The 24,239-nt window shown below is 37.4% G+C and carries 19 protein-coding genes and 1 pseudogene; 18 read left to right on the top strand and 2 right to left on the bottom strand.

The genetic code is table 11. The features are described 5' to 3' along the window. The first annotated feature begins 134 nt into the window (after window positions 1–134). The 3 genes and pseudogenes from KHA87_RS20215 to KHA87_RS20205 all read left to right on the top strand — a co-directional run bounded on the left by KHA87_RS20215 (window position 135) and on the right by KHA87_RS20205 (window position 3,967). Window positions 135–1,397 (top strand): annotated as a pseudogene (locus tag KHA87_RS20215) (glycoside hydrolase family 18 protein). Between the two features lie 151 nt (window positions 1,398–1,548). Further along, window positions 1,549–2,529 (top strand): proline dehydrogenase family protein, encoded by a 981-nt coding sequence (locus tag KHA87_RS20210; RefSeq protein ID WP_213095949.1) that lies wholly within the window; start codon window positions 1,549–1,551, stop codon window positions 2,527–2,529. Window positions 2,530–3,025: 496 nt separating this feature from the next. Next, complete coding sequence (locus KHA87_RS20205) at window positions 3,026–3,967, top strand: polymorphic toxin type 44 domain-containing protein (RefSeq protein WP_213095948.1); 942 nt, start codon at window positions 3,026–3,028, stop codon at window positions 3,965–3,967. Here KHA87_RS20205 and KHA87_RS20200 read toward each other — a convergent pair. Next, complete coding sequence (locus KHA87_RS20200; protein ID WP_213095947.1) at window positions 3,964–4,341, bottom strand: SLAP domain-containing protein; 378 nt, start codon at window positions 4,339–4,341, stop codon at window positions 3,964–3,966. The genes KHA87_RS20205 and KHA87_RS20200 overlap by 4 nt on opposite strands. Window positions 4,342–4,444: 103 nt before the next feature. Between KHA87_RS20200 and KHA87_RS20195 the strand changes: the two genes are divergently transcribed. The 11 genes from KHA87_RS20195 (at window position 4,445) to KHA87_RS20150 (ending at window position 17,632) form a co-directional block, all read left to right on the top strand. Further along, window positions 4,445–5,821, top strand: coding sequence for an RsmF rRNA methyltransferase first C-terminal domain-containing protein (locus KHA87_RS20195; protein WP_213095946.1), 1,377 nt, complete (start codon window positions 4,445–4,447; stop codon window positions 5,819–5,821). Window positions 5,822–5,968: 147 nt separating this feature from the next. Beyond that, entirely contained in the window at window positions 5,969–7,846 is a 1,878-nt protein-coding gene (gene htpG / locus KHA87_RS20190; RefSeq protein WP_213095945.1) for a molecular chaperone HtpG, read from the top strand. Window positions 7,847–8,048: 202 nt separating this feature from the next. Continuing rightward, window positions 8,049–8,657 carry a methyltransferase domain-containing protein gene (locus tag KHA87_RS20185; protein ID WP_213095944.1) on the top strand — a complete coding sequence of 203 codons (609 nt, stop codon included), beginning with the start codon at window positions 8,049–8,051 and terminating at the stop codon, window positions 8,655–8,657. A 55-nt stretch (window positions 8,658–8,712) separates the two neighbouring features. Continuing rightward, window positions 8,713–9,807, top strand: a complete 1,095-nt coding sequence (locus KHA87_RS20180; protein ID WP_213095943.1) for a threonine aldolase family protein — start codon at window positions 8,713–8,715, stop codon at window positions 9,805–9,807. 374 nt (window positions 9,808–10,181) lie between these two features. Next, window positions 10,182–11,156 carry an ornithine cyclodeaminase family protein gene (locus KHA87_RS20175; RefSeq protein ID WP_213095942.1) on the top strand — a complete coding sequence of 325 codons (975 nt, stop codon included), beginning with the start codon at window positions 10,182–10,184 and terminating at the stop codon, window positions 11,154–11,156. A gap of 183 nt (window positions 11,157–11,339) precedes the next feature. After that, the gene (locus KHA87_RS20170) at window positions 11,340–13,469 is read left to right on the top strand and encodes a CocE/NonD family hydrolase (protein ID WP_213095941.1); all 2,130 of its coding nucleotides are present in this window, start codon (window positions 11,340–11,342) and stop codon (window positions 13,467–13,469) included. Window positions 13,470–13,544: 75 nt separating this feature from the next. After that, window positions 13,545–14,690, top strand: coding sequence for an acyl-CoA dehydrogenase family protein (locus tag KHA87_RS20165; RefSeq protein ID WP_213095940.1), 1,146 nt, complete (start codon window positions 13,545–13,547; stop codon window positions 14,688–14,690). A gap of 18 nt (window positions 14,691–14,708) precedes the next feature. Beyond that, complete coding sequence (locus KHA87_RS20160; protein ID WP_213095939.1) at window positions 14,709–15,863, top strand: thiolase family protein; 1,155 nt, start codon at window positions 14,709–14,711, stop codon at window positions 15,861–15,863. Window positions 15,864–16,008: 145 nt separating this feature from the next. Further along, a complete protein-coding gene (locus KHA87_RS22485; RefSeq protein WP_283249472.1) occupies window positions 16,009–16,383 on the top strand; it encodes an isoaspartyl peptidase/L-asparaginase in 375 nt (124 codons plus the stop codon). A gap of 2 nt (window positions 16,384–16,385) precedes the next feature. Next, on the top strand, window positions 16,386–16,955 hold the full coding sequence (locus KHA87_RS20155; protein ID WP_283249471.1) for an isoaspartyl peptidase/L-asparaginase: 570 nt from the start codon (window positions 16,386–16,388) through the stop codon (window positions 16,953–16,955). A 35-nt stretch (window positions 16,956–16,990) separates the two neighbouring features. Beyond that, a complete protein-coding gene (locus KHA87_RS20150) occupies window positions 16,991–17,632 on the top strand; it encodes a copper homeostasis protein CutC (RefSeq protein WP_213095938.1) in 642 nt (213 codons plus the stop codon). 62 nt (window positions 17,633–17,694) lie between these two features. On the opposite strand, the gene KHA87_RS20145 is transcribed toward KHA87_RS20150, so the two are convergent. Then, window positions 17,695–18,198 carry a MerR family transcriptional regulator gene (locus KHA87_RS20145; RefSeq protein ID WP_213095937.1) on the bottom strand — a complete coding sequence of 168 codons (504 nt, stop codon included), beginning with the start codon at window positions 18,196–18,198 and terminating at the stop codon, window positions 17,695–17,697. 368 nt (window positions 18,199–18,566) lie between these two features. On the opposite strand from KHA87_RS20145, the gene KHA87_RS20140 reads away from it, so the two are divergent. The 4 genes from KHA87_RS20140 (at window position 18,567) to KHA87_RS20125 (ending at window position 24,231) form a co-directional block, all read left to right on the top strand. Beyond that, the gene (locus tag KHA87_RS20140) at window positions 18,567–21,089 is read left to right on the top strand and encodes a sensor domain-containing protein (protein ID WP_213095936.1); all 2,523 of its coding nucleotides are present in this window, start codon (window positions 18,567–18,569) and stop codon (window positions 21,087–21,089) included. Between the two features lie 123 nt (window positions 21,090–21,212). After that, window positions 21,213–21,641: a MarR family winged helix-turn-helix transcriptional regulator gene (locus KHA87_RS20135; RefSeq protein WP_213095935.1), complete on the top strand. Its 429-nt coding sequence runs from the start codon at window positions 21,213–21,215 to the stop codon at window positions 21,639–21,641. Window positions 21,642–21,946: 305 nt separating this feature from the next. Beyond that, window positions 21,947–23,539, top strand: coding sequence for an MFS transporter (locus tag KHA87_RS20130; RefSeq protein ID WP_249310685.1), 1,593 nt, complete (start codon window positions 21,947–21,949; stop codon window positions 23,537–23,539). A gap of 62 nt (window positions 23,540–23,601) precedes the next feature. Beyond that, entirely contained in the window at window positions 23,602–24,231 is a 630-nt protein-coding gene (locus tag KHA87_RS20125) for an HlyD family secretion protein (protein WP_213095934.1), read from the top strand. Window positions 24,232–24,239 lie beyond the last annotated feature (8 nt).

The following is a 24,239-nucleotide window of genomic DNA, read 5'->3' as shown; positions in this document are numbered from 1 at the left end:
TTGTTAGAGAGTAGTTAAAAAATATTTTACAGAAACCAAAGTATATTCATGTAAAAAAATATTTATTAGGGATGTCCCTCCTACCCTTCATCGTATATATATTAGTGTTTACTAGTGTACGGGAGGGGAATAAGATGTTTATTCATATAGTTCGACAGGGAGATTCATTATTTAAGATTAGCAGGATGTACCATACTTCACTTAACAGATTAAGATTGGCGAATGGTTTGGGTGACTCTAATCTTGTACTTGGCCAAGCGATACTGGTTCCAAGTTATACCTATATTGTGCAACCAGGGGATTCCTTTTTTGAAATTGCCAAAAAGGCAATGGTAAGTATGGACGAATTAAGAAAAGCAAATCCCTCTATTAATCCTGCTTCCATTCATCCGGGTATGGAAATTAAAATACCCGATATATCCAACTATATTGCTGGTACTTTGCAATATTATCAAGTTCGAAGTCCTGAGCAAGATGCTCAATTAATTAGTCAATTTGCCCCCTATTCTTCTTCCATTGCGATCTTCGAATATCATTTTGGTGATAACGGTGATATTATTAACGTTCTAAATGATGAAGTGGCCATTCGTACTACTTGGCAGCATCGAGTAATACCCCTTGTCACAATAACAAACATAACCTCCCAAGGATTTAGCTCCGATCTTGTAAGTAACGTATTAAATAATCCGACAGCACGCACTAATTTAGTAAACAATATAGTTTATTTGGTGAAAAGAAATGGCTACGGTGGCGTTAATATTGATTTTGAACGTGTGAAAGCTGGGGATAGGGATTTATTTACTGGGTTTTTAAGAGAATTAAAGGATCGCTTAAGACCGGATAGGTTGCCGGTAACCATCGCGGTTCCTGCCAAAACAAGTGAAGATATTCCATGGTTGAGGGGATATGATTATGGAGGAATTGGAGCAGTCGTGGATTAATTGTTCATTATGGCATATGATTGGCATCATGCTGGGAGTGAAGCAGGTCCCGTAGCTCCAATAACGGAGGTAAGAAAATCCATAGAATTTGCCCTTCATACCGTTCCCAGCAAAAAAATTATTTTAGGCGTACCTTTATATGGATATAATTGGATTATCCCATATAACCCAGGAAGAATAGCACCAGGTATATCTAACCAAGATGCAATAGAAACAGCCATGCGTTATCAATCTCCTGTCCAATACTCGGAAGAATACCAGTCACCTTATTTCCGATATATGGATGAACAAGGACAGACACATGAAGTTTGGTTTGAAGACGTAAGAAGTATGAGTGCAAAAATGCAATTAGTTCGCAGCTATAACCTACAATCTATCGGTGCATGGCAGTTATCACTTGGGTTTGCACCAGGCGTTTGGTTATTGAGGAAATTTTTTACAATTAGGAAGTTCTAGGGCGAATAAAGGGCAGTTTTTCTATGAAACTGTCTTATTTTATTTGAATAATTAAACCTTTTGACAAAAATCAACAATTTTCGTAGATTGATAGCGTATTCAATAAATTGTGCTATAATGAAAATAAAAAACCAACAACTAAGGAGTAATAGTGATGTTGAAAGATTTTTTTATGGGCTTATCCAAAAACCAATTTCTTAATACAGCAGCAAAAAAATACGGCCTTAAATTAGGTGCGCAAAATGTTGTAGCTGGAACAAATATTGAAGAAACAATCCAAAGTATAAAAGAGCTTAACTCTCATGGAATTTCCTGTACGGTAGATAATTTGGGAGAGTTTGTTTATAAAGAAGAAGAGGCTACTGAGGCAAAGGATCAAATCCTTGCTGTTATTGAAGCTATTCATGAAAATGGCGTTGATGCTCATATATCCTTAAAGCCTACACAGCTTGGCTTGGATATTGATTATACATTCTGTTTAAATAATTTGCGTGAAATTGTAGACACTGCAAGCCGTTACGATATTTTCGTTAATATTGATATGGAAGATTACGGCCATCTGCAGCCTTCCTTTGATATTTTAGATGATCTTTCACTAGAATATGATAATGTTGGAACTGTTATTCAGGCTTATTTCTACAATGCTCAAGAAAACCTTGAAAAATATAAAAACTATCGTTTACGTATTGTAAAAGGTGCATATAAAGAACCGAAGGAATATGCATTCCAAGAGAAAAAAGAAATCGATGCCAACTTTATTAAACTAATTGAATGGCATTTGTTAAACGGAAAATTCACATCAATTGCAACTCATGACCACCATGTCATAAATCATGTGAAGAAATTTGTAAAAGCACATAATATACCAAATGATAAATTTGAATTCCAAATGCTTTACGGATTCAGAAGAGATATGCAGCTTGCTCTAGCGAAAGAGGGCTATAACTTCTGTACGTACGTACCTTTCGGGAAAGATTGGTATGGATATTTTATGAGACGTCTTGCAGAAAGACCACAAAACGTAAATCTTGTAGTTAAGCAAGTATTTAATAAAAAAACCAATACAATGATTGGTTTAGCTGCAGGGGCATTCGTATTAGGTAGAATGTCCAAGAGAAATAAGGATAAATAATAGATTTTTAGCAGGAACCTTAGCTTGTTCCTGCTTTTTATATTAATTTAGTAAATTTGTACATATATACATAATTCTAGTTTATTTTATTGCAAGTATTTAGATAGTAATGTTAAAATAAGGGTGGCTAATGTCTTGCAGTCATTAGTTTTTTATTCAGATTAGATAATAATTAATAGTACATATATATTCGCTCATCGTATATAGTTTGGTAAATGGAAGAAACTATGAATATAGTCGTCTTAACCGTGGCCTAACTTCTTTTTAGAAGTTAGGCCTTTTTATTTTTTTGAGAGGAGATATGAATGACTAGATCGATTCAAGAGGAACTGCTTTTATTTAAGCAGAGGAATTTCGTAAACAGCATATGCCAAGTAATAATAAATTGGATAAAGGGGAAGTTTTTAAAACCATTACAGGCTACATAATTGATGGCGACGAGAGAACGGTAGTGTGCATACACTATATTGGACTTTAAGGATGAGGAGTGGGGAAAATGAAATTAAACCGCCTTGTGTTTTTCTTTCGATACTATCCAACCAGGAATTATAAAAGCTATTTGGGCGTTCTCTTAGGAATAGCAGGTGCAATTATTGGTTTCTGCATTTGGCAAGCACTGTATTTTCCGTACTCCGAAGAATATAAGAATAATATAAAGCTTGAAATTACAATATTTCTTTTTATTCCGGCTTCGATAGCATTTATTGCAGCTATTTGCCAAAGGTCATATATCATGTGGATCGCTTTTTTAATAAGCTTACCTGTATTTCACTACCTATTTTTGAATGTGCAAAAGGATCTTTCTATTTCCAACTTTGTTTATGTACCCTCCATTTGTTTTTTTTTATCTGCCCTTTTTATCCATCAAACATCCTTAAGCAGAAAGGAAAAAGTGGAGCTGGAGAAACTGATTTTAGAAGAAGTGAAGTTTATTGAGAAAGAAGTAAATAAACGTTGGAAGGATATTACTTTAGGGGAAGAGCCAATTTTAAATAAAGATAAAAAGGAGTTAAACACATTCTTAATTGCGAGAACCTATCAGCTTAACATTCGTTTTGCAAAAGAACTAAAAAGAAATTATGAAAAGTATGTAGAATCTAAAGGTCATGCTTTTGCCAATACGTATAGGCTAGGAGTATTTTACTATATTACAAGATCGTATGGAATATGGGACTTAAAGAGAATTATCGGGGATAATACCGTCTATATTTTTCAAGGCAGGGAAAAAAACGGTGAGTATATTGGCAACCATCATTTCGGGTATATGGGGGCAGCAGCAGGATTCAGCTGCAAGGTCCTTAGAATCTCGGCCGGAATGTATCAAGTATATTCAGGAACGTCTAATTGGAAATATCTGTTCTCTTATTTTGACAATCCCGATGATTCAAATGCAATAGCTGATGGATGGACGGATTATCATAATGGGTATCGGTTTTAACGGATGATTTCTAACCTTCCATTCTTTAACAAGGGCTCGCGATAAAAATGAACAGCGGGAAAAATAAACGTCCATGGCATACTCGTTTCAGGTTTAATGGGTACAGGGAGAGTGAAGGGATGAGCAGCGGTGATTTCCTCGTTCTCCCGGTATTGAAGCAATTTATTGTGAAAAGTAAGTTCCTCGCTGTCAAAGTTATGTATAAGAACGGTCACGAGTAATGCCCCTTTATGATTTATTGCTTCCCATAATCGGGTGAACTCCAGTTGTGAATTGTGAGGAATACTTGTTTTGTGGAAAGCTTCACGAATTCGCTCTCGGTCTTTTTCGGAAATAGTTTTATCCCATGCTGATTCAAAATACAGTTTTTGCATTGGTGACACACTCCTTCTTACACTTCATTCTATCATAATTTGCGGAAAAGCTCTCTTCATGTAATATAAGAAGGAGAAAAACCGTTTTTGAGGTGAATGACCAATGGAGTTGCCAAAAGAATTCCTTAACAAGATGCAAGAGCTACTGCAAGATGAATATACTGATTTTCTAAAGAGTTATGATGAACCGAAAAATCAAGGCTTACGTGTGAATACGTTGAAAGTACCTATAGATGAGTTTTTAACCATAAATCCTTATCACCTAGAAAAAATACCATGGGTGAAAGAGGGGTATTTCTATAAAGAGGATGACCGGCCAGGAAAGCATCCATATCATGAAGCTGGCCTGTATTATATACAGGAGCCGAGTGCAATGGCTGCTAGTGAGCTAGTAGATCCGAAGCCGGGAGAGAAGGTATTGGACCTGTGTGCAGCCCCGGGAGGAAAAACCACTCATATGGCAGCGAGGATGAACCAGCAGGGGCTTTTAATAGCAAATGAGCTCTATCCCGCACGGGCAAAAATTCTATCGCAAAATATTGAGCGAATGGGGATTAAAAACGCCGTTGTAACAAATGAAGCACCAGGCCGATTAGCCGATCGTTTTCCAAGCTTCTTCGATCGTATTTTGGTAGATGCACCATGCTCCGGTGAAGGGATGTTTCGAAAGGATCCAGAGGCACGAGAGGAGTGGAGTGTGGAGAATGTAGCAGTGTGTGCGGAAAGGCAATTGGATATTCTAAAGCACGCAGCACAAATGCTTCGGCATGGAGGGAGACTTGTGTATTCAACATGCACCTTCTCACCAGAAGAAAATGAAGGGGTTATCAGTGCATTTTTACATCAAGATGATCGTTTTGAAATAGAAGATATTCATGTGTACGAGGGATTTAGCAAAGGGCGGAAGGATTGGGTATCTGCAGGAGCAGAAAATATCGACAAGACCATCCGAATCTGGCCGCACAAAGTGCCAGGTGAAGGGCATTACATAGCCGTTTTAAAAAAAGTGGGCGAGGAAGATGCTCTGAAATGGAAATATGCAGAAACCTTAAAGGAACAAAAGCAATTGAAGGATTTTCTTGAATTTGCGAAAGAAACCTTATATGAGATTCCTAAAGGTAATTATGTGATATTTGGCGACCAATTATATATTATTCCAAATGAAATGCTATCATTGAAAAATTTAAAGGTTATTCGTCCAGGATGGCATTTAGGCACTTTGAAGAAAAATCGTTTTGAACCATCCCATGCATTAGCTCTATCTTTAAAAGGGCGTGAAGTAAAGAATAAATGGAACCTAGATAAAAATTCTCCTGATATTATTGCCTATTTAAAAGGTGAATCATTAAAAGCGGATGGTCCAAAAGGCTGGTATCTTATTCAAGTGGATGGGTTTTCGATTGGATGGGGAAAGCTTGCCAACGGTATGTTGAAAAATCATTTTCCAAAAGGTCTACGTTGGATGGGGAATATACAGTAGAGTTTATCTAATCAGATAGACTTGTAAATGATTGACACACTTTAAGATAATATGTTATTAAATAAATTGTTAGCACTCAATGCGGGGGAGTGCTAAAATTATGAATATACTCTAGTAAAAAATGTACAGTCGAAAGGGGATATCATAATGGCTAAAAAAGAATTTAAGGCCGAATCCAAAAGATTGTTGGAAATGATGATTAACTCTATTTATTCTCAAAAGGAAATATTTTTGCGAGAGTTGATCTCTAACTCCAGCGATGCAATCGATAAAATTTATTACAAAGCATTGACGGATGATTCATTAACATTTAATAAAGATGATTACTATATAAAAATCGAAGCAGATAAGAATAATCGATTATTGAAAATTTCCGATACCGGCATCGGGATGACGAAGGAAGAGTTGGAAAATAATCTTGGTACCATTGCAAAAAGCGGTTCCCTTGCTTTCAAAAATGAAAATGAATTAAAGGATGGCCATGATATCATCGGTCAATTCGGAGTTGGTTTTTATTCTGCATTTATGGTAGCGGATGTTGTTACGGTTATAAGCAAAGCCTTAGGAAGTGATGTAGCGTACAAGTGGGAGTCAACTGGAGCCGACGGATACAGCATTGACCCTTGCGAAAAGGAAACAGTTGGTACTGAAATCTTTCTAAAAATAAAAGAAAATACCGAAGATGAATCTTATGACGAGTATTTAGAAGAATATCGTTTAAAATCCATCATTAAAAAATACTCTGATTTCATTCGCTATCCGATCAAAATGGAGGTTACTGGCAGAAGACCGAAAGAGGGCAGTGAAAACGAATTCGAGGATTACAAAGAGGAACAAGTGATTAATAGTATGGTTCCGATTTGGAGAAAAAATAAAAGTGAGTTAACCGACGTGGATTACGAAAACTTCTACCAAGAAAAGCGTTACGGATTTGATAAGCCGCTTAAACATATTCATATTAGCGTAGACGGTACAGTGCGCTATAATGCGATTCTTTTTATCCCTGAGAATATTCCGTTCGATTACTATTCAAAGGAATTTGAAAAGGGATTAGAGTTGTATTCCAGCGGTGTTTTAATTATGGAAAAGTGCGCGGATCTGCTTCCGGACTATTTCAGTTTTGTGAAGGGTATGGTGGATTCAGAAGACCTATCCTTAAACATCTCTAGGGAGATTCTGCAACAGGATAAGCAATTAAAATTTATCGCAAAAAACATTAAAAATAAAATTAAGCGCGAATTAGAAGGTTTGCTTAAAAATAATCGCGAAAAATATGAAGTTTTCTTTAACTCTTTTGGCAGACAATTAAAATTCGGTGTATACAATGATTTTGGCCAAGATAAAGACGTATTGCAGGATTTGTTGATGTTCTATTCATCGAAAGAAAAGAAATTGGTTACATTAGATGAGTATGTATCCAGAATGCCGGAAGAGCAAAAATATATTTATTATGCTACCGGTGAATCTATTGAAAGAATTGAAAAGCTTCCGCAAACGGAGTTAGTAGCGGACAAAGGTTATGAAATTCTTTACCTTACAGACGATATCGATGAGTTCGCGATAAAAATGCTGATGAATTATAAGGAAAAGGAATTTAAATCAGTATCCAGCGGTGATCTTGGTATTGAAGAAGAAAACAAAGACAGCGCAGATTCCGAAGAGAAGGACAACAAAGAGCTGTTTGATTTTATGAAGGAAGCTTTAGCAGGAAAGGTGAAGGATGTAAAAGTTTCTAAGCGACTTAAATCCCATCCTGTTTGTTTGACAGCTGAAGGTGAGTTGTCTATTGAAATGGAAAAGGTACTCAATATGATGCCAAATAACCAAAATGTTAAAGCGGAGAAAGTACTGGAAATTAACGTTAACCATGATGTATTCCAATCCTTGAAGAATGCATTCGAAAACGATAAAGATAAGTTGAAATTGTATACAAACCTACTATATAATCAAGCATTATTAATTGAAGGCTTGCCAATCGGCGACCCTGTTGAGTTTACCAACGATATTTGTAAAGTGATGGTATGAAGATGATGTGACACTCGATTTATTCGGGTGTCTTTTTAATAGCTCTTTTTTTAAACTTTGTTGCTAATATATAAGGAAACTTTGGCAATAATCCTAATGAATTAAGAAAAGATGCCATGAAACCTAGCCTACTTAGATTTTATAACTAATGATGAAAAGCAATAATCAATACGAAAACGACCTTTTAAAAGGAGAGCCCCTTATGAAGGACAAATATTTTGATGCACTATTGAATATAAAAACAAGGGAAGAGCAAAAAGGGTTTTTAAAGTCTATGCATTATCATCGTTATGAGCCTACTCCTTATGAAGCTCTAGAGACTTTATTTCAAGAATATGAGCTAACAAGCAAGGATAGGATTGTTGATTTCGGCTGTGGTAAAGGAAGGCTGAATTTTTACATACACCATTTCTTTCATGCAGCAGTGACAGGTATTGAAATGAACGAGCGTTTCATTCGCGATGCGATGGCTAATCGGGAGAGCTATTTGAAAAGGAATCTACATGGATCGAATAAAATTCATTTTCATTGTTGCCTTGCCGAAGACTATGAAATAAACCCCAGGGATAATCGCTTTTATTTCTTTAATCCGTTTTCCGTGCAAATATTTATGAAGGTGGTTAACCATATACTTCAATCTGTAGAAAAGATGCAGCGGGTGGTCGATCTGATTTTATATTATCCGTCAAATGAATACGTGTATTTTTTAGAAAACCAAACCTCCTTTACCTTATTACAGGAGGTATTATTACCAGACTTATTTGAGCAAAATCCGAATGAGAGATTTTTAATCTACCGATTAGACTGGTGACCGCGTATGCATTATTATCTATATATAGATAATATTTTGAATAGGAGTCAGGATGATGAGCGAAAAAAATTCTTTACTAGAAGCTTTTAAACGAACAAACTTTCAGGTTGCCGGGAATGGAAAAAGAAATGTTCAGGTGATGAAAGACTTATTATCCGAAGTAGACGGAGCACTTGAAAGTGATATATATGGAAAGGGGGCTGTAATCGAGGATTTTCAAGCGAAGATGGCAGCGTTTTTAGGAAAGGAAACGGCTGTATTTTTTCCGAGTGGAACAATGGCTCAACAAATTGCATTAAGAATTTGGTGTGATGAGAAAGGGCTAAAAAAGGTGGCTTATCATCCGTTATGCCATTTGGAAATACATGAGGAGGACGGCCTGAAGGAATTACACCATATAGAGCCTATATTACTCGCGGATAAAAATAGAGTAATAGAATTAGAAGATGTTGTGAACATCAATGAAAAGATTGCTTGTTTGTTACTAGAGTTGCCACAACGGGAAATTGGGGGGCAATTACCTAGTTATGATACCCTGCTGTCGATTTCCTCATACTGCCGTAAAAAAGGGATTAAGCTCCATCTAGATGGTGCACGGCTTTTTGAAATTCTCCCCTATTATCAAAAGACAGCTGCAGAAGTTTGCGCTTTGTTTGATAGCGTGTATGTTTCCTTCTATAAAGGAATTGGGGGAATCGCAGGAGCAATCCTGGCCGGCGATAAGGATTTTACCGAGAAATCGAAGGTTTGGAAAAGACGTCACGGTGGAGATCTAATTAGCCTATATCCTTATATTATAAGCTCCGATTATTATTTCAATCAGAGGATTCCTAAAATGGAGCAATACTATAATGATGCGAAGGAGCTTGCTGCGTTTTATAATCAGTGCAATTCTGTGGAGACAAAGCCAATGGTGCCGGTATCGAATATGTTCCATGCTCATTTTAACGTAGCAAAAGAACAACTCGAGCCAATTTTAATAGAAATATATAATGAAACAGGTGTTGGTTTAACTAGTTATTTACGGGAAACGGGTGAAACGTCCTGTTATTTTGAGGTAAGTATTGGGGATCAATACGAAAAAGTCCCGAAAGATACACTTAGGAAAGTATTTGATCTCTTAAATGAAAAAATAATTAGTATGAAGTGAAACATATGAATACAGGGTACTTATGTGAAACAACGCTCAAGCAAATAATGCTTTGAGCGTTGTTTTGTCTTAGGAGGACATAGAATCTGCTATTTTGTATAAATAACCTGATTTTCATGGCTAAGCGGACCAGAGTACGTTATCTACTAAAATTCATAGGGAATTCACCGTATTTTTACTGAATAACGGAACCCTGTCGGCAAACATAAGGAAATAACACATCTTGTTACACATAACGAACCTTGTGTCCATTTACACTAATCATTTATCTATTTCTCCTGGAAACGGTACCTTACGGGAAAATAAAATGTTTGAATTTTCTCACATGTGCGTATAAAATAACCCTAATTACACGAATTTGCCGGAGTGATGTCATGATTGTCATTAATCAAAATCAAGTCGAAGAGTTATTGCCAATGGATACTTGTATTAAGGTAATAGAAAATGTACTAAAGGATTTAGCTGCAGGAGAAGCAATACAGCACCTGCGGTCGGTTATACCGATCGAACAGGAAAATTTAATGGGTCTCATGCCGGGATATTTGCGCAGAGAAGAAGTAATAGGGGCGAAGGTGATTACTATTTATCCTAAAAACCATAAGCAGGGTTTGCCTTCTCATCAAGGGGTGGTTCTATTAAATGATGCTAATGATGGGAGTATAAAAGCGATTATCGACGGCACGAAGATTACAGCACTTCGAACCGCTGCAGTAAGTGCGGTTGCAACAAAAGTATTATCAACAAAGGATTCCAAGATTCTCAGTTTATTAGGTTCGGGTGAACAAGCGAGAACTCATTTAGAGGCAATTGCTGCAGTTCGTCCAATTACAAAGGTACATATTTGGAGCAGAAATGTAGAAAAAGCAACAGTATTTAAAGAGGAAATGGAACGAAGAATTTCTATTCCGATTCAAGTTTTTGAAGAAGCAGAAGATGCTGTGTGTGAAGCGGATATTATATGTACATTAACTGCAGCGACAGAACCAATTTTACATAGGGAGTGGGTAAAAGAAGGAGCCCATATCAATGCAGTAGGTGCTTGTAAAGCAACAGATCGGGAATTAGACTCAGACATTGTGAAAAGATCGCTGTTCTATGTTGATAGAGTGGAATCGGCTGTTAATGAGTCCGGAGATTATCTTATCCCACTTAAAGAAGGGAAAATCGGTCCAAATCATATTATAGGGGAACTTGGTGAAGTTTTGACTAGAAAAGTCCCTGGTCGGCAATCCAATTCGGAAATTACTATTTTTGAATCACTTGGATTAGCTATAGAGGATTTGGCTGCAGCTAATTTTATCTATCAAGAAGCTGTCAAACAAAAAAAGGGGACCGTAATTCCGATGTAAGGCTCTTTTCTTGAAATTTGTTTTTTCGAACTATAACCTTTGCTGCAACCTAATTTTAGGTAATGTGTGAATAGATTTCTTAAGAAAAGATGCCCCAAGGTAAGACTATATAAGGATTTATAATAATTTATGAAAAACAACAATCTAGACGAAAACAGCCTATTGTAAAAGGGGAGAGGCGTTATGAACAGTTATTTAAATCAAACTATTTTCCATTATTATTGCGCTGGAGTATATGAAGGGAAAATCCAATTTAAAGAAAAACAAATTATGCATAGCAAAGTTGATAGCCGCAGGAGAACACAAATGCAGGAAAATGTCCTTGCGGCAGATATAAAGGCAAATATTCCTTTCCACAAAATCCATGAAAATCTTTCCGTGTATTCCAATCAAAAATGGACAGAGAATGAGGTGTACCTCGAAAATGGCGATTATTATCAAAAGCATCTGCAGTATCAAGCCGAGGTTGATGGAAAACACCTTACTTCACAAGTTTGGGCTTATCGAAATGATACGGCTCTAGATATAGTCACCGTGGAAGGGGAAGTGATTGCTTTTGTCTGCCCAAATCGCAATGGAATGGAGGTCATTGTGAGGGAAGGCTATGAAAAGCTTACTCCACTTGTGGTATATGATGATCCGCTTCTTTCTAAATCAGAATATGGCATCAATGATCTAGGGACCTATTTAATCCCGATGAGAGATGGTGTTAAATTAGCTACGGATGTATTTTTACCGGAGGGGATGGAGAAGGGTCAAAAGGTACCAACGGTTTTAGTGAGGAGTTGTTATGATCGGAATCGGAAAAAGGAGTCTCTTATCAAATGGGTGAATAAGGGATACGCCGTTGTATCCCAGGATGTAAGAGGCAGGGCGGATTCAGAAGGAGAATTGGTTCCCTTTTATTATGAAAGAGATGATGGATATGACACCATTGATTGGATTATTTCACAAGAATGGTCAGATGGGAACGTTGGCATGTGGGGAGCTTCCTATTTAGGATATGTTGTTGTTGCGGCTGCCACAAGCGGACATCCCAATTTAAAAGCGGTTGTAGATGAAGTAAATGTTGGCTCTCCATTTGTTGATACGGTGAGAAGAGGGGGAACCGTTTGTTCTTGGCCACTGCTAAGCTGGACCCTCGCCCAGTCTGTTGGCACCCGTACCGATTTTGATATTTTTGCTGGGTTAACTGTAAGCGTAGAAGAAGCGGTGGATGCTAGGCCGATCAAAAAGATACCTCAGAAAATAATTGGCAGGGAATCAGGGCCTTGGACTCTGTGGAGTCAGCATCCGGAATATGATGATTTCTGGAAAAATTGTACCTTTTCTGAGCGGGGAAGTAATGTAAAGGCACCAATGTTTGTGATTTCCGGCTGGTATGATGGCGATAGTCCTGGTGTATCGGAAACGTGGCGTATGTTGACCGACCATGATGTTCCTAATCGGAAAATTTGGCTAGGGCCATGGGAGCATAATCCGAATCGAGCTAGGGATTTTCAAGGGGTAAGCTTTAGCAATGACTCTGTTGTATATGATTATGATGTGAAAATATTGCAATGGTTCGATCGCTTTCTTAAAAATATCCCCAATGGAATTGACGAGGAACCGAGGGCAACGTACTACCTTGTAGGAGAAAACAAGTGGAAAACTTCCGCTGATTGGACGCCAAGTGAAGCAACTGTTACGAACTTTTACCTAGGTAGTAATGGATATGCAAACTCAAGTAATGGGAATGGTGCTTTGCAGCGTGAAGCGGATGAAATTTCGCCTAATGATTCCTTTATTTATAATCCAGATGAACCATTTCATTTTAGCGGGGAAAGGGAACCGGAGAATCTCCGAAAGCATGAATTGAGAAATGACATTCTTGTTTATACGAGTGATGTATTGCAGGGGGATATAGGTATTGCGGGAGAGCTTTCTGCAGAAATATACGCCGCAAGTAGCGGGCTTGATACAGATTGGGTTGTCTCTTTAAGTGATGTAGATGAAAAAGGCAATTCCTATTTGTTATCCAATTACATAATGCGGGCAAAATATCGGAATGGGTACGATACACCTGAATTGCTCGTTCCAGGAAAAATAGAAAAGTACTCCATATTCATGCAAAATCTTGCGCATACTTTTCGGAAAGGGCATCGGATTCGTTTTTCGATTACATCCTCCAGCAAATTTGTAGCCTTTCCAAATACAAATACCGGAGCTAATCCGTATGAAGAAACAGAGTCAGTCATTGTAACCCAAAGCATTTATCATGATAAGAAGTATCCTAGCCATCTAAAATTACCTGTTTTATATGGGGAAATTTAGATTTCTTTTGCATATTCTTTTTATAAGGGAATTATTAAGAGTGCTTAGTTATTAATCGATTAGGAGAGATTCAACATGACTCATCCTTATTTAACAGAAGACCATGATATTTTTCGAAAATCATTGCGGAAATTCTTGGAGAAGGAGGCTTACCCATATTACGAAAAATGGGAAAGGGACCGCATGATTCCGCGGAGCTTTTGGAGAAAGATGGGAGAGCAGGGGTTTCTTTGTCCGGATGTTGATGAAAAGTACGGGGGCTTTGGTGCTGATTGGGGCTTTTCCGTAGTAATAAATGAAGAACTGGAACGGGTAGGATCAAGCATGATTGGCATTGGGCTGCATAATGATATTGTAGTTCCCTATGTACATTCTTATGGTACAGAGGAGCAGAAGCAAAAATGGCTGCCAAAATGTGCAACAGGGGAAATTATTACAGCAATAGCTATGACGGAGCCTGGCACTGGATCAGACCTTTCTAATATTCAGACGACAGCCAAGCTTGAAGGGGATTATTATCTTTTAAATGGACAAAAGACGTTTATTACAAATGGAATTCACGCAGACTTAGTAGTAGTTGCGTGTAAAACGAATCCCCTGGCTGTTCCAAAACATAGAGGTATTAGTCTCCTTGTAGTAGAACGAGATACACCTGGTTTTATTCGGGGAAGAAAACTGGATAAGGTTGGGCTGCATGCGCAGGATACAGCAGAGCTGATTTTTGAAGATTGCAAGGTTTCAAAGGAAAATCTGTTAGGTGAGGAAGGAAAAGGTTTTGTTTACTTAATGGAAAAACTACAGCAGGAAAGGCTGATTGTGGCGATTGCAGCCCAAATTGCATCAGAAGAAATGTTGCGAATGACGATAGAATATGTGCAGAGCAGGCAAGCGTTTGGACAGCCGATTAGCTCCTTTCAAAATACCCAGTTCAAAATCGTAGAAATGGCTACGGAGATTGAAATGGGGCGGAGCTTTTTGGACCAACTGATAGCCGATCATCTGCATGGAGAAAATATTGTGACAAAGGTTTCCATGGCTAAATGGAAATTAACTGATATAGCAAGGAAAATCGCAACAGAATGTATGCAATTACATGGCGGTTACGGTTATATGGAAGAATACGAGATTGCGAGACGCTATCGCGATATACCGGTTGCCAGCATTTACGCCGGAACAAATGAAATTATGAAAACAATCATTGCAAAAAGCATGGGCCTTTAATAGGAAAGGATGAATGTCATGAGGGATGTTGTCATAGTAGAAGCAGTGCGGACCGCTGTCGGAAAACGAAATGGATATCTAAAGGATTTTCGTCCTGATGATTTGGCAGGAGCAGTACTAAAAGAGCTTGTAAAACGAGCAGGACTGAATCCATCCTTCATCGAGGATGTAATACTTGGATGTGTATCACAAATTGGGGAGCAATCAGGTGATATTGCAAGACTTGCAGCTTTAATTGCCGGATATCCAATAGAGGTGCCGGGAGTAACGATTGATCGCCAATGCGGCTCTAGCCAACAGGCAATTCATTTTGCCTCACAAGCTATTCTTGCAGGAGACATGGATATTGTAGTAGCTGGCGGGGTGGAGAATATGTCCCGTATACCGATTGGTTCCAGCTATCAAGGTGTACCTTATAGCGATCGACTGAAGGAACAATATGAAATCATTCATCAAGGCCAATCAGCAGAAAGAATCGCCGAAAAATATGGTTTTACACGAGAGGAATTGGACCGCTTTTCATTAGAAAGCCACCAAAAGGCAGTGCAAGCTCAAGATAGTGGTTATTTTTCAAAGGAAATAATGCCCCTTGAAGTACAACTAGAGGATGGGAGCCACGTAATCTTTAAAGAGGACTCAGGTCCGCGAAAGGATTCAAGCCTTGAAGCATTAGGAAAATTAAAACCAGCCTTTCAGGAAAATGGAGTTATCCATGCAGGGAATTCTAGTCAAATTAGTGATGGTGCGGCTGCCTTATTACTTATGTCGAGTTCAAAGGCGATGGAGCTTGGTTACAAGCCTAAATTTCGGATACATACTCGTGTTGTTATCGGTTCGGACCCTACCCTAATGTTGACTGGACCGATTGCTGCAACAGAAAAGGCCTTGAAAAAAGCAGGACTTACGATAGATGATATAGATTCTTTCGAGGTGAATGAAGCCTTTGCATCTATTCCGCTAGCATGGTTAAAAGAGACGGGAGCAGATCCTAGAAAGCTTAACCCTAACGGAGGAGCTATTGCATTAGGACATCCATTAGGGGGCAGCGGTGCTCGGCTTATGGTAACTATGCTACATGAACTCGAGCGAACGGGCGGAAGATACGGTTTGCAGACAATGTGTGAAGGTTATGGCATGGCAAATGCGACGATTATTGAGAGAATAGCAGAGTAGATTGGGGTTTTAAGAAAAACATAATAATATAGATGCAGTAATGTAATGATATTATAGGATGGTTATTTTTCAAGTAACCATTCTGTTTTTCTTTTCCTCATAAAAATAATATACTTCTTTTAAGAGTGGATGGGGAGGAACAAGTATGGGACAAGCAAGCGCAAGATGGGGAATGATTGCCACGTGGGTTATGTCATTTGATGGCGTCAGAAAGGCCACAGAGGGCTTGAAAAATAACATGAGCGCCGCGGATGCATTAGAGAAGGCGATAATAGAGGTAGAAAATCATCCATTCTATAAATCTGTTGGTTTCGGAGGCTTGCCGAATGAGCACGGAATTGTTGAATTGGATGCCGCCTTTATGGATGGAGATAATTTTAATATTGGGGCTGTAGCGGGAATTCAGGATGTAAAGAATCCGATTTCGGTTGCCCGCAAATTGAGTGAACAACAATTTAATCGTTTTCTCGTTGGAAATGGAGCTACAGCATATGCACAAAAAATGGCTTCGAAAGAATGAATATGCTGACTGAAGTGGCAAAATCAATATGGGAGAAACGCTTGGATGAAGTGAAAAACAGAGATTTAAGTCCATATGATGGCCATGATACCGTAGGGGCTGTATGTCTTGATGTAAATGGATCCATGACATCTGGGACATCGTCGTCTGGGTTATTTATGAAAATGCCAGGTCGTGTAGGGGATTCTCCTTTATCAGGATCGGGATTTTATGTGGACAGTGAAATTGGAGGCGCAGCCGCAACTGGCTTAGGGGAGGATTTAATGAAAGGCTGCCTGAGCTACGAAATTGTCCGTTTGATGGGAGAGGGAATCTCGCCGCAGGCAGCAGTGGATAAAGCAGTATATGCATTTCATGATAAATTAATCAAAAAAAAGGGAAAAGCAGGTGCCATGTCCCTAATTTGCATGAATGTGAAGGGAGAATGGGGGGTTGCTACAAATGTAGAATTTCCATTTGTTGTTGCCACCGATACAGAAGAGGCAAAAATTTATGTTGCAAAAAAGGGGGAAGGCCATTCTACTATAATAGAAGAAGCAACAACCGAATGGCTCGATAATCACGAGGAATAGGAATAATACTGACTCCTCCAATAGCAGGTGATGATATGTTAAAAGAAGTTTGTGTTGAAAATTTCACGTCCATTCCAAATGCGATTGAAAAAGGAGCAGATCGTATTGAATTATGCGATAATCTCTCTGTTGGCGGTACAACGGTTAGCCACGGTGTTGCGTTGAAATCCATTCACTACTGCAAAAGCAAAAATATTAAGGTAATGGCTATTATTAGGCCAAGAGGCGGAAATTTTATCTATAGTAATGATGAATTGAATATTATGTGTGAGGATATTCTCCATCTTAAAGAGTTGCAGGTCGATGGGGTTGTTATGGGCTGCCTGAACAATGACGGCTGGATAGATACAAAAGCAATGTCTGTTTTAATGGAGGCGGCTAATGGACTAGATATCACCTTTCATATGGCATTCGACCACATCAAGCAAGAGCTCCATTATGACGCGATGGATTGGCTGATTGAACATGGAGTGAGCCGAATTCTGACTCACGGGGGACCTTTGGAAACTCCCATTGAAGAAAACCTACTAGTACTGCAAAAATACATGGAATACGCAGATGATCGTATTATTGTAATGCCCGGTGGGGGAATTACAAATAAAAATATAGATTTTCTCGCTGGAAATTTAAAATTAAGAGAAGTACATGGAACACGTATTTTAGGAGCGATTAGTTAAATGGAGTGAATTAGTCGCTTTGTTATAAATAGACTATAGGAAAAGGCACCGGTATTGGTGCCTTAAGAATGAAAAAGCATTGTGAGCAGATTTCTTTTTTTATGTTTTTGATTTACTTCTATATTCATGGCTTTAAAGGGATAATCAGATTGCCAATCTACACCATTAACTGAAAGCTTTTCTTCTAATAACTCTATTTTTTCATGAAGTCGCTTTATTTCACTCTCTAATTCCTCTATATCTTTACGATGGGTTAATAATTGGTAGGAGACAACTTTATCGGCCTTTTCATTTATTCTTTTTTCCAATGCATCTATTTTTTGAAGAAATGTCTCAGTAGTGGTTGTTTTTCCTTTGCGGACTTTACTTTTGGAAATGACAATATCTTGAAGAAAGGTACCATTGTGAATTTGCTTTTGAATTTTTTTTAGAATAGTAATATCCTCCTCGTTGAAATCAAAATGCCCCAGTTCATTACGATTCACATCAAGATCCAATTCTTTGATCCAACGCTTTAAGGTGCTTTGTGAAACACCAAGTAAATTAGCGACGGTACTTGAGTTCAAAAAAATCCCTCCTTTAATAATTATTTGAAAAGCAATGTAAATTTGGGCTATAAAAGAGTATTCTTCTTTTAATTCCAGACTCCTTTCCGTATGACAAAACAAGTATCGCTTCGGCAAAGAAAGTGCGAATCTTACGTTATTTTTGTATATTTGTCGAAAAGGGTATTTGTATACATGGAATGCAAGGCATTGAAGTTGGATAGAGTATAAAAGATTAGCTTGAATAGGGGAAAGTGCAATTGATTTCTTTTCTGACATATTGACTGATTATTGCTAAAATGAAATAATAGAAAATACAGAAAATATTACTTTTTTCGACAAAATTCATTGGAGTTATACTCCACTAATTGTTAATGAAGGAGAAATTCATGATGTATCCTTTTAGCAATAAGGGAAAGCAAACTATAGACAAACACTCGCAACATTCTAATAATGATTGGCTTCATAATTTAGATAATACATATAAATCGCTTTTGGATAACCATCCTGATCTTGTGTTTACTTTAGACCTTTCAGGTAATATCATCTCTTTTAACCATATTGCCACTAATTCATTTGGTTATTCGGCTAATGAACTGACAGGATCATTTAAGAAATTTGTTGCGGAAGACTATATAGAGCGTGCCATTCATTATTTTCACCAAATTTGTAATGGTAAGCCTGATAATTATGATCTTTGTTTACTACATAAAAACGGGAAACGAGTAGAGGTTAATATTACAGGTATTCCAATTGTTGTAGATGGAATCGTAACGGGCTTTTTCGGAATTGCAAAAGATATGAGCTTAATGAAGGAAAAAGAAGAAGCATTAAAAAAGGTTCAAAAAAATTTAAATGATGCTCAGCGGATTGCTAATATTGGTAGCTGGGACTATGACTTTTTGAAAGATGAGGTCTTTTGGTCCGACCAGATTTATCGGATTTTCGCTATCGAAAAACAGAGGGGTTTTATACCGACATTTCAAAAGGTCTTAGACATTATTCATCCAAAGGACAGATATTTATATCGGAAAATAGTGGGACAAGCTGTGGAAAAGTATGAGGATTATTCTGTTGAGTATCGGATTATACGTCCGAATGGGGATGAACGTACTGTTTTTGAACGAGGTACTATTATTCTTGATGAAAACGAATATCCTATGAGATTGATTGGTACCATTCAAGATATCACGGAAAGAAAGCGTATAGAAAAAAAACTGAAGGAAAATGAGCAGCAATTTCAAACCATCTACAATAACCTTGAAGTGTGTATTTGGTCTCTAGATATTAAGACTAAGAAGATACTATTTATTTCAGAAGGAATATCCGATATATCTGGATATTCAAAAGAGGATGTAATTAACCGTATCATTTCATGGAAAGACTTGATTTTAAAAGAAGACCTTACCAATTATGAGAAAAAAAGAAGCAAGGTATTAAAAGGTCAGACAATTAATCATCAATATCGAATCTGCCATAAAGATGGCAGTATCCGCTGGGTACAAGAACAAACACTTCCGTTTAAAAATGAGGAAGGTCAAATTAAACGGCTTGACGGAATTATCACAGATATTACGGAACAAAAAAGCGCTGAGGAAAAGATTACCTATCTTGCTTATCATGATTATTTGACAGGTTTGCCAAATAGAGTGAAATTCGAAAAAGTCCTCAAAGAATTAATTGAATTCTCAAAAGAAAATAGTAAATCATTTACGGTCATTTTTTTAGATATGGATCGATTTAAACATATTAATGATTCATTAGGTCATGGGATTGGTCATAAACTATTGGTTCAAGTTGCAGATAGATTGAAGGAGATAATTCCGAATAGTAGGCTCATTTCCAGAATTGGAGGCGACGAATTTGGGATTCTGCTAACAGAACATTACAATCAGAAGGATTTAGCTGAAATAGGTGAGAAAATTAATCTGGGAATTCGGAAGCCTTTTATTGTAAATGATTATGAGCTTTATATAACAGCCAGCATTGGTATCTGTCAATATCCTTTCGATGGTGAGGATGCGGATACACTTTTACAAAATACAGATAGGGCCTTATACAGGGCCAAGGATCTTGGGAAAGATAATTTTCAAATTTTTTCACTTTCAAAAAGCAATGATTCTTCTAGATCATTTCTTCTCGAAAAAGATCTCCGAAAGGCTTTGGCTGAAGATGAATTTTGTATTCACTACCAACCACGTATAGATGTAAAAACAAGGAAAATGATCAGTGCAGAGGCATTAATTCGGTGGGAACATCCTGAATGGGGGCTAATTTATCCTGGAGACTTTATTCCGTTAGCAGAGGAATCAGGATTAATTATCGATATTGGAGATTGGGTCGTCCGGAATGTATGTCAACAATTAAAAAGGTGGCAAAAGAACGCCTTGCAGGTTGTTCCAATATCGGTTAACATCTCACCAAAAAGCTTTTTAAGAAGTAATTGGAGTAAATCTATATCCGTTATTTTACAACAAACGGCTGTTGATCCTTCTTATCTTGAATTTGAGATTACAGAGAATATATTAATGCAAAATGAAAAAGTGGTAATTGATTCGATAAAAAGTTTTAAAGAACGTGGCATTAAATTTGCATTAGACGATTTTGGAACAGGGTATGCCTCCATTACGTATCTAAAAATGTTTCAATTTGAATATGTGAAAATTGATCGCTCCTTCATCCAAAATCTTGAAATTGGTTCGGTGGATGCTGCAATTGCCAAAGCAATTATTGATTTGGCCCATGGATTAAACATGAAAGTGGTTGCGGAAGGAATAGAGACAACAAAGCAACTGGATATTATTAGAAAATTTAATTGCGATGAAGTTCAAGGATTTTTATTTAGTAAACCCGTAGATAAGAATCAATTTGAATCCTTCTTAATTAAGGGAGCACTTCCTTTTTCATCTTAACCATTATAGTCCTTTAGTTAATGACTGTTGCATGCTACGAAATATGCAGCAAGACATGAAGAAAGTCTATGCTATACTTAAATAAAAATTGTCCGCAATGTTTTTGAGAAAGAGGGAAGTAAGTTGAAGGAAGATGTACTGCAAATGATTGAGTATGAAATAGCCCTTCTTGTTCGGCTGACTACAGCACATAGCCCGCGGCTCGGAAGTCTGGATCGATCAGAATATCTATTGTTAAGTGAACTGGAAATATCAAGCCCGTTAGCAATAAATGCACTTGCAGATAAATTGCTCTTGAATCTTTCCACAGCTAGCAGACAAGTGGCTGCACTGGAAACAAAAAAATATATTAAACGATTCCCGGATTCGCAAAATGGGAGAATAAGTCTTGTAGAATTGACAGACAAAGGGAGAGAAATCCTACATAAGGTTCAGCAGGCACGCTATGAGGCATATGCGGAAATGCTGCATGAATGGTCACCTGAGCAGTTGACACAATTAGAGGGAAACTTGACTAGATTAAATCAAGATTTTAAGAAATGGAGAAAATGATGTGAAATGCTGTCTAATTTGAATGGGACAGCATTTGCTGTTTAGAGAAATTATTCGCTTGGAAAAAAGGCTTTCTTACAAGGATAAAGCCAGTTTGTAAGAATATACTTGGATATTCCCAAAAGTTCAATTAGAAAACTCTAAAATAGGAATTAAAGGAAATTGAAAAGAAAGGATTGCTATTTTGTATTTAAGTTGTATAATACATATTGCATAATACAACTTAATACACAGTACTTGAATTTCCTATTTGGAAATTCTTTTTATTTGAGAAAGAAACTTTTGGAAAGAAAGGAGGAACTTATTTGAGTCAGGAAAAAACGGAAAAATCCAAAGGGATTATGAAAATTCCTGGATTTTTAATCATTTCCTTTTTGACCATTTTTGCCATTGGGCCGCAATACTTTGCTAATCTTTCCTATACTATGAATCAAGAAATTGTGCAAAATGGCCTAAGCTTAGGATCAGAGCATTTGCAATTTCCATCGACCCTTTCCAATATAGCATTTGCTTTAGGTGTTCCACTCGGCCCGGTTTTTACAAGGATATTAGGTGTTAGAAAGAATTATTTAACTTTTATAGCTTTATTTTTATGTGGGTCTATTATTAATCTTTTTGCACCGAGTTTAGTCATTCTTATCATAGGCAGAGTTATTCAGAGTGTAAGTGCGGGGGTTCTGTTTTTAACGATGCTGCCAGTTAGTTTGAAATCATTTCCAAATAAAATACGCAATACTTATTTATTTTTTATCATTACTGGGTTATTCGGAGCAACAGCAGCAGGCGCATTCTTCGGTTCCTTATCTTTAAGCGTGGATTCATGGCGCTGGTTGTTTATATTAAATATTATCTCAGCTGTCCTATGCTTGATAATTGGAGCTATTGAATTGCCAAAGATAAAGGAAGAACATGAGCATCAGCCGATTGATAAAACGGGATTGTTTTTGTTAATCCTTCTAATGGTAGTGATAAGTATACCTCTTTGCAATTTAATGGAGAAAGGATTTACTTCTTATCTAGTTTGGCCGTTTTTAGTTGTTGGACTTATTGTTTTAATTTTATTTGTATTAGTTGATTTAAATGCAGAAACACCAATAGTGGCATTCCGAACATTGAAAGCTGCAAAACCAATATCGGGAACCGTTATGGCGGTGGCGTCGCATGTTTTACTAGTATTAGCCTTAGCGGGGATAAATGGTTTTCTAAGGCATAATAAAGATTTGCCATTTCACTATTTATTAATCTTCTACTGCTGGTTTTTTGTTGGAATTGTGTTTACGGCTATTTTTAAAACACTATTGTATGGCGCCTTAGGAGCTGGTAAATTAGGAATTATTGGATCCGTGGCTGTTATGTATGTCAGCTGGAATTGGAGAACAATGACACCGGATGTATCATTGCCTGTGCTGTACTTTGAAATAGCTCTTCTAGGAGCGGGGGTAAGTATGGTGCTCGTTAGCGGTGCCTTGGGAACCGCATTTGCAGGCAATCTACATTTTGCCTCCATGCGTTCGGGTACATTGCACTCTATCCGTAATTTTACTGGGGCAGTTATTACCCCAATTGTAGCCTGGTCTATCTCCACACAAAATAATATTCAATATGAAAAAATTAGAGATCATTTAGGTGAATTTGATCCAGAAGCAAAGCTGGAGCTTGCTGATTTGACCAGAAAATTCGTGAGTATGGGGTTACCTGCCAAGGATGCTCAAAGCATGACCTCCTATGAATTAATTGTTAATACGAAAAAAGCAGCAATCCTAATGGCATATCATAATCTATTTACGGTTATGTTTGGAGTCGGTGTGGTTATGTTAGCTGCGTCGATTGTAAAAGCGACAACTGGTAAAGGGATTGGCCTTGTGAAAAAGGAGAAGAAAGTTAAAGTGGCTCCCTGAGAAAGCTGTGGAGCAAATTATTTAATAGAAGAAAAAAGATAATCTTTGAGAGGAGAACTGTTATGGCGCGTCGTTTAATATTTGCCAATATTATTGGGGTTATTATTGTATTTCTATTAGTTGCTGCATGTGCATATTTCTATTATGAGCATGAGCACTATGTAAAAACGGATGATGCAATCGTTTCGGCTGATATGATGCCAGTTATTGCATTAAAATCAGGTGTATTAAGCGCTTGGTCTGGATCAATTGGAGAGGATGTAACTAATGGAGACAATATCGGAAATATCTTTGACGGTAAAAAGCTTACACCAGTAAGTGCAAGAATGGATGGAAAAATAATAAAAAACGAAGCAAGAAAGAATCAAATGGTACAAGCAGGTCAAGTTCTTGCTCAAGAAGCAGATATGGATCATTTGTACATTATCGCAAACATTAAAGAAACAGATTTAAAAGATATTGAGAAAGGTGACAGTGTGGATGTTACCGTAGATGGAGATTCCGATACGGTATTTGATGGTACTGTGGAAGAAATAGGATATGCTACAAATTCTATATTCTCAGTCCTTCCATCAAGCTCGTCTGGAAATTATACAAAGGTAACCCAAAAAGTACCCGTAAAAATTTCCGTTGAACACCCCTCCTCCAAAGTGTTACCGGGCATGAACGCGGAAGTGAAAATCAGGAAATAATAAAAATG

Source organism: Bacillus sp. FJAT-49736 (assembly GCF_018343615.1).
In the GTDB taxonomy this organism is placed as follows: Bacteria; Bacillota; Bacilli; order Bacillales; family Bacillaceae_C; genus Margalitia.
This window is presented reverse-complemented; position numbering and strand designations above follow the sequence as displayed.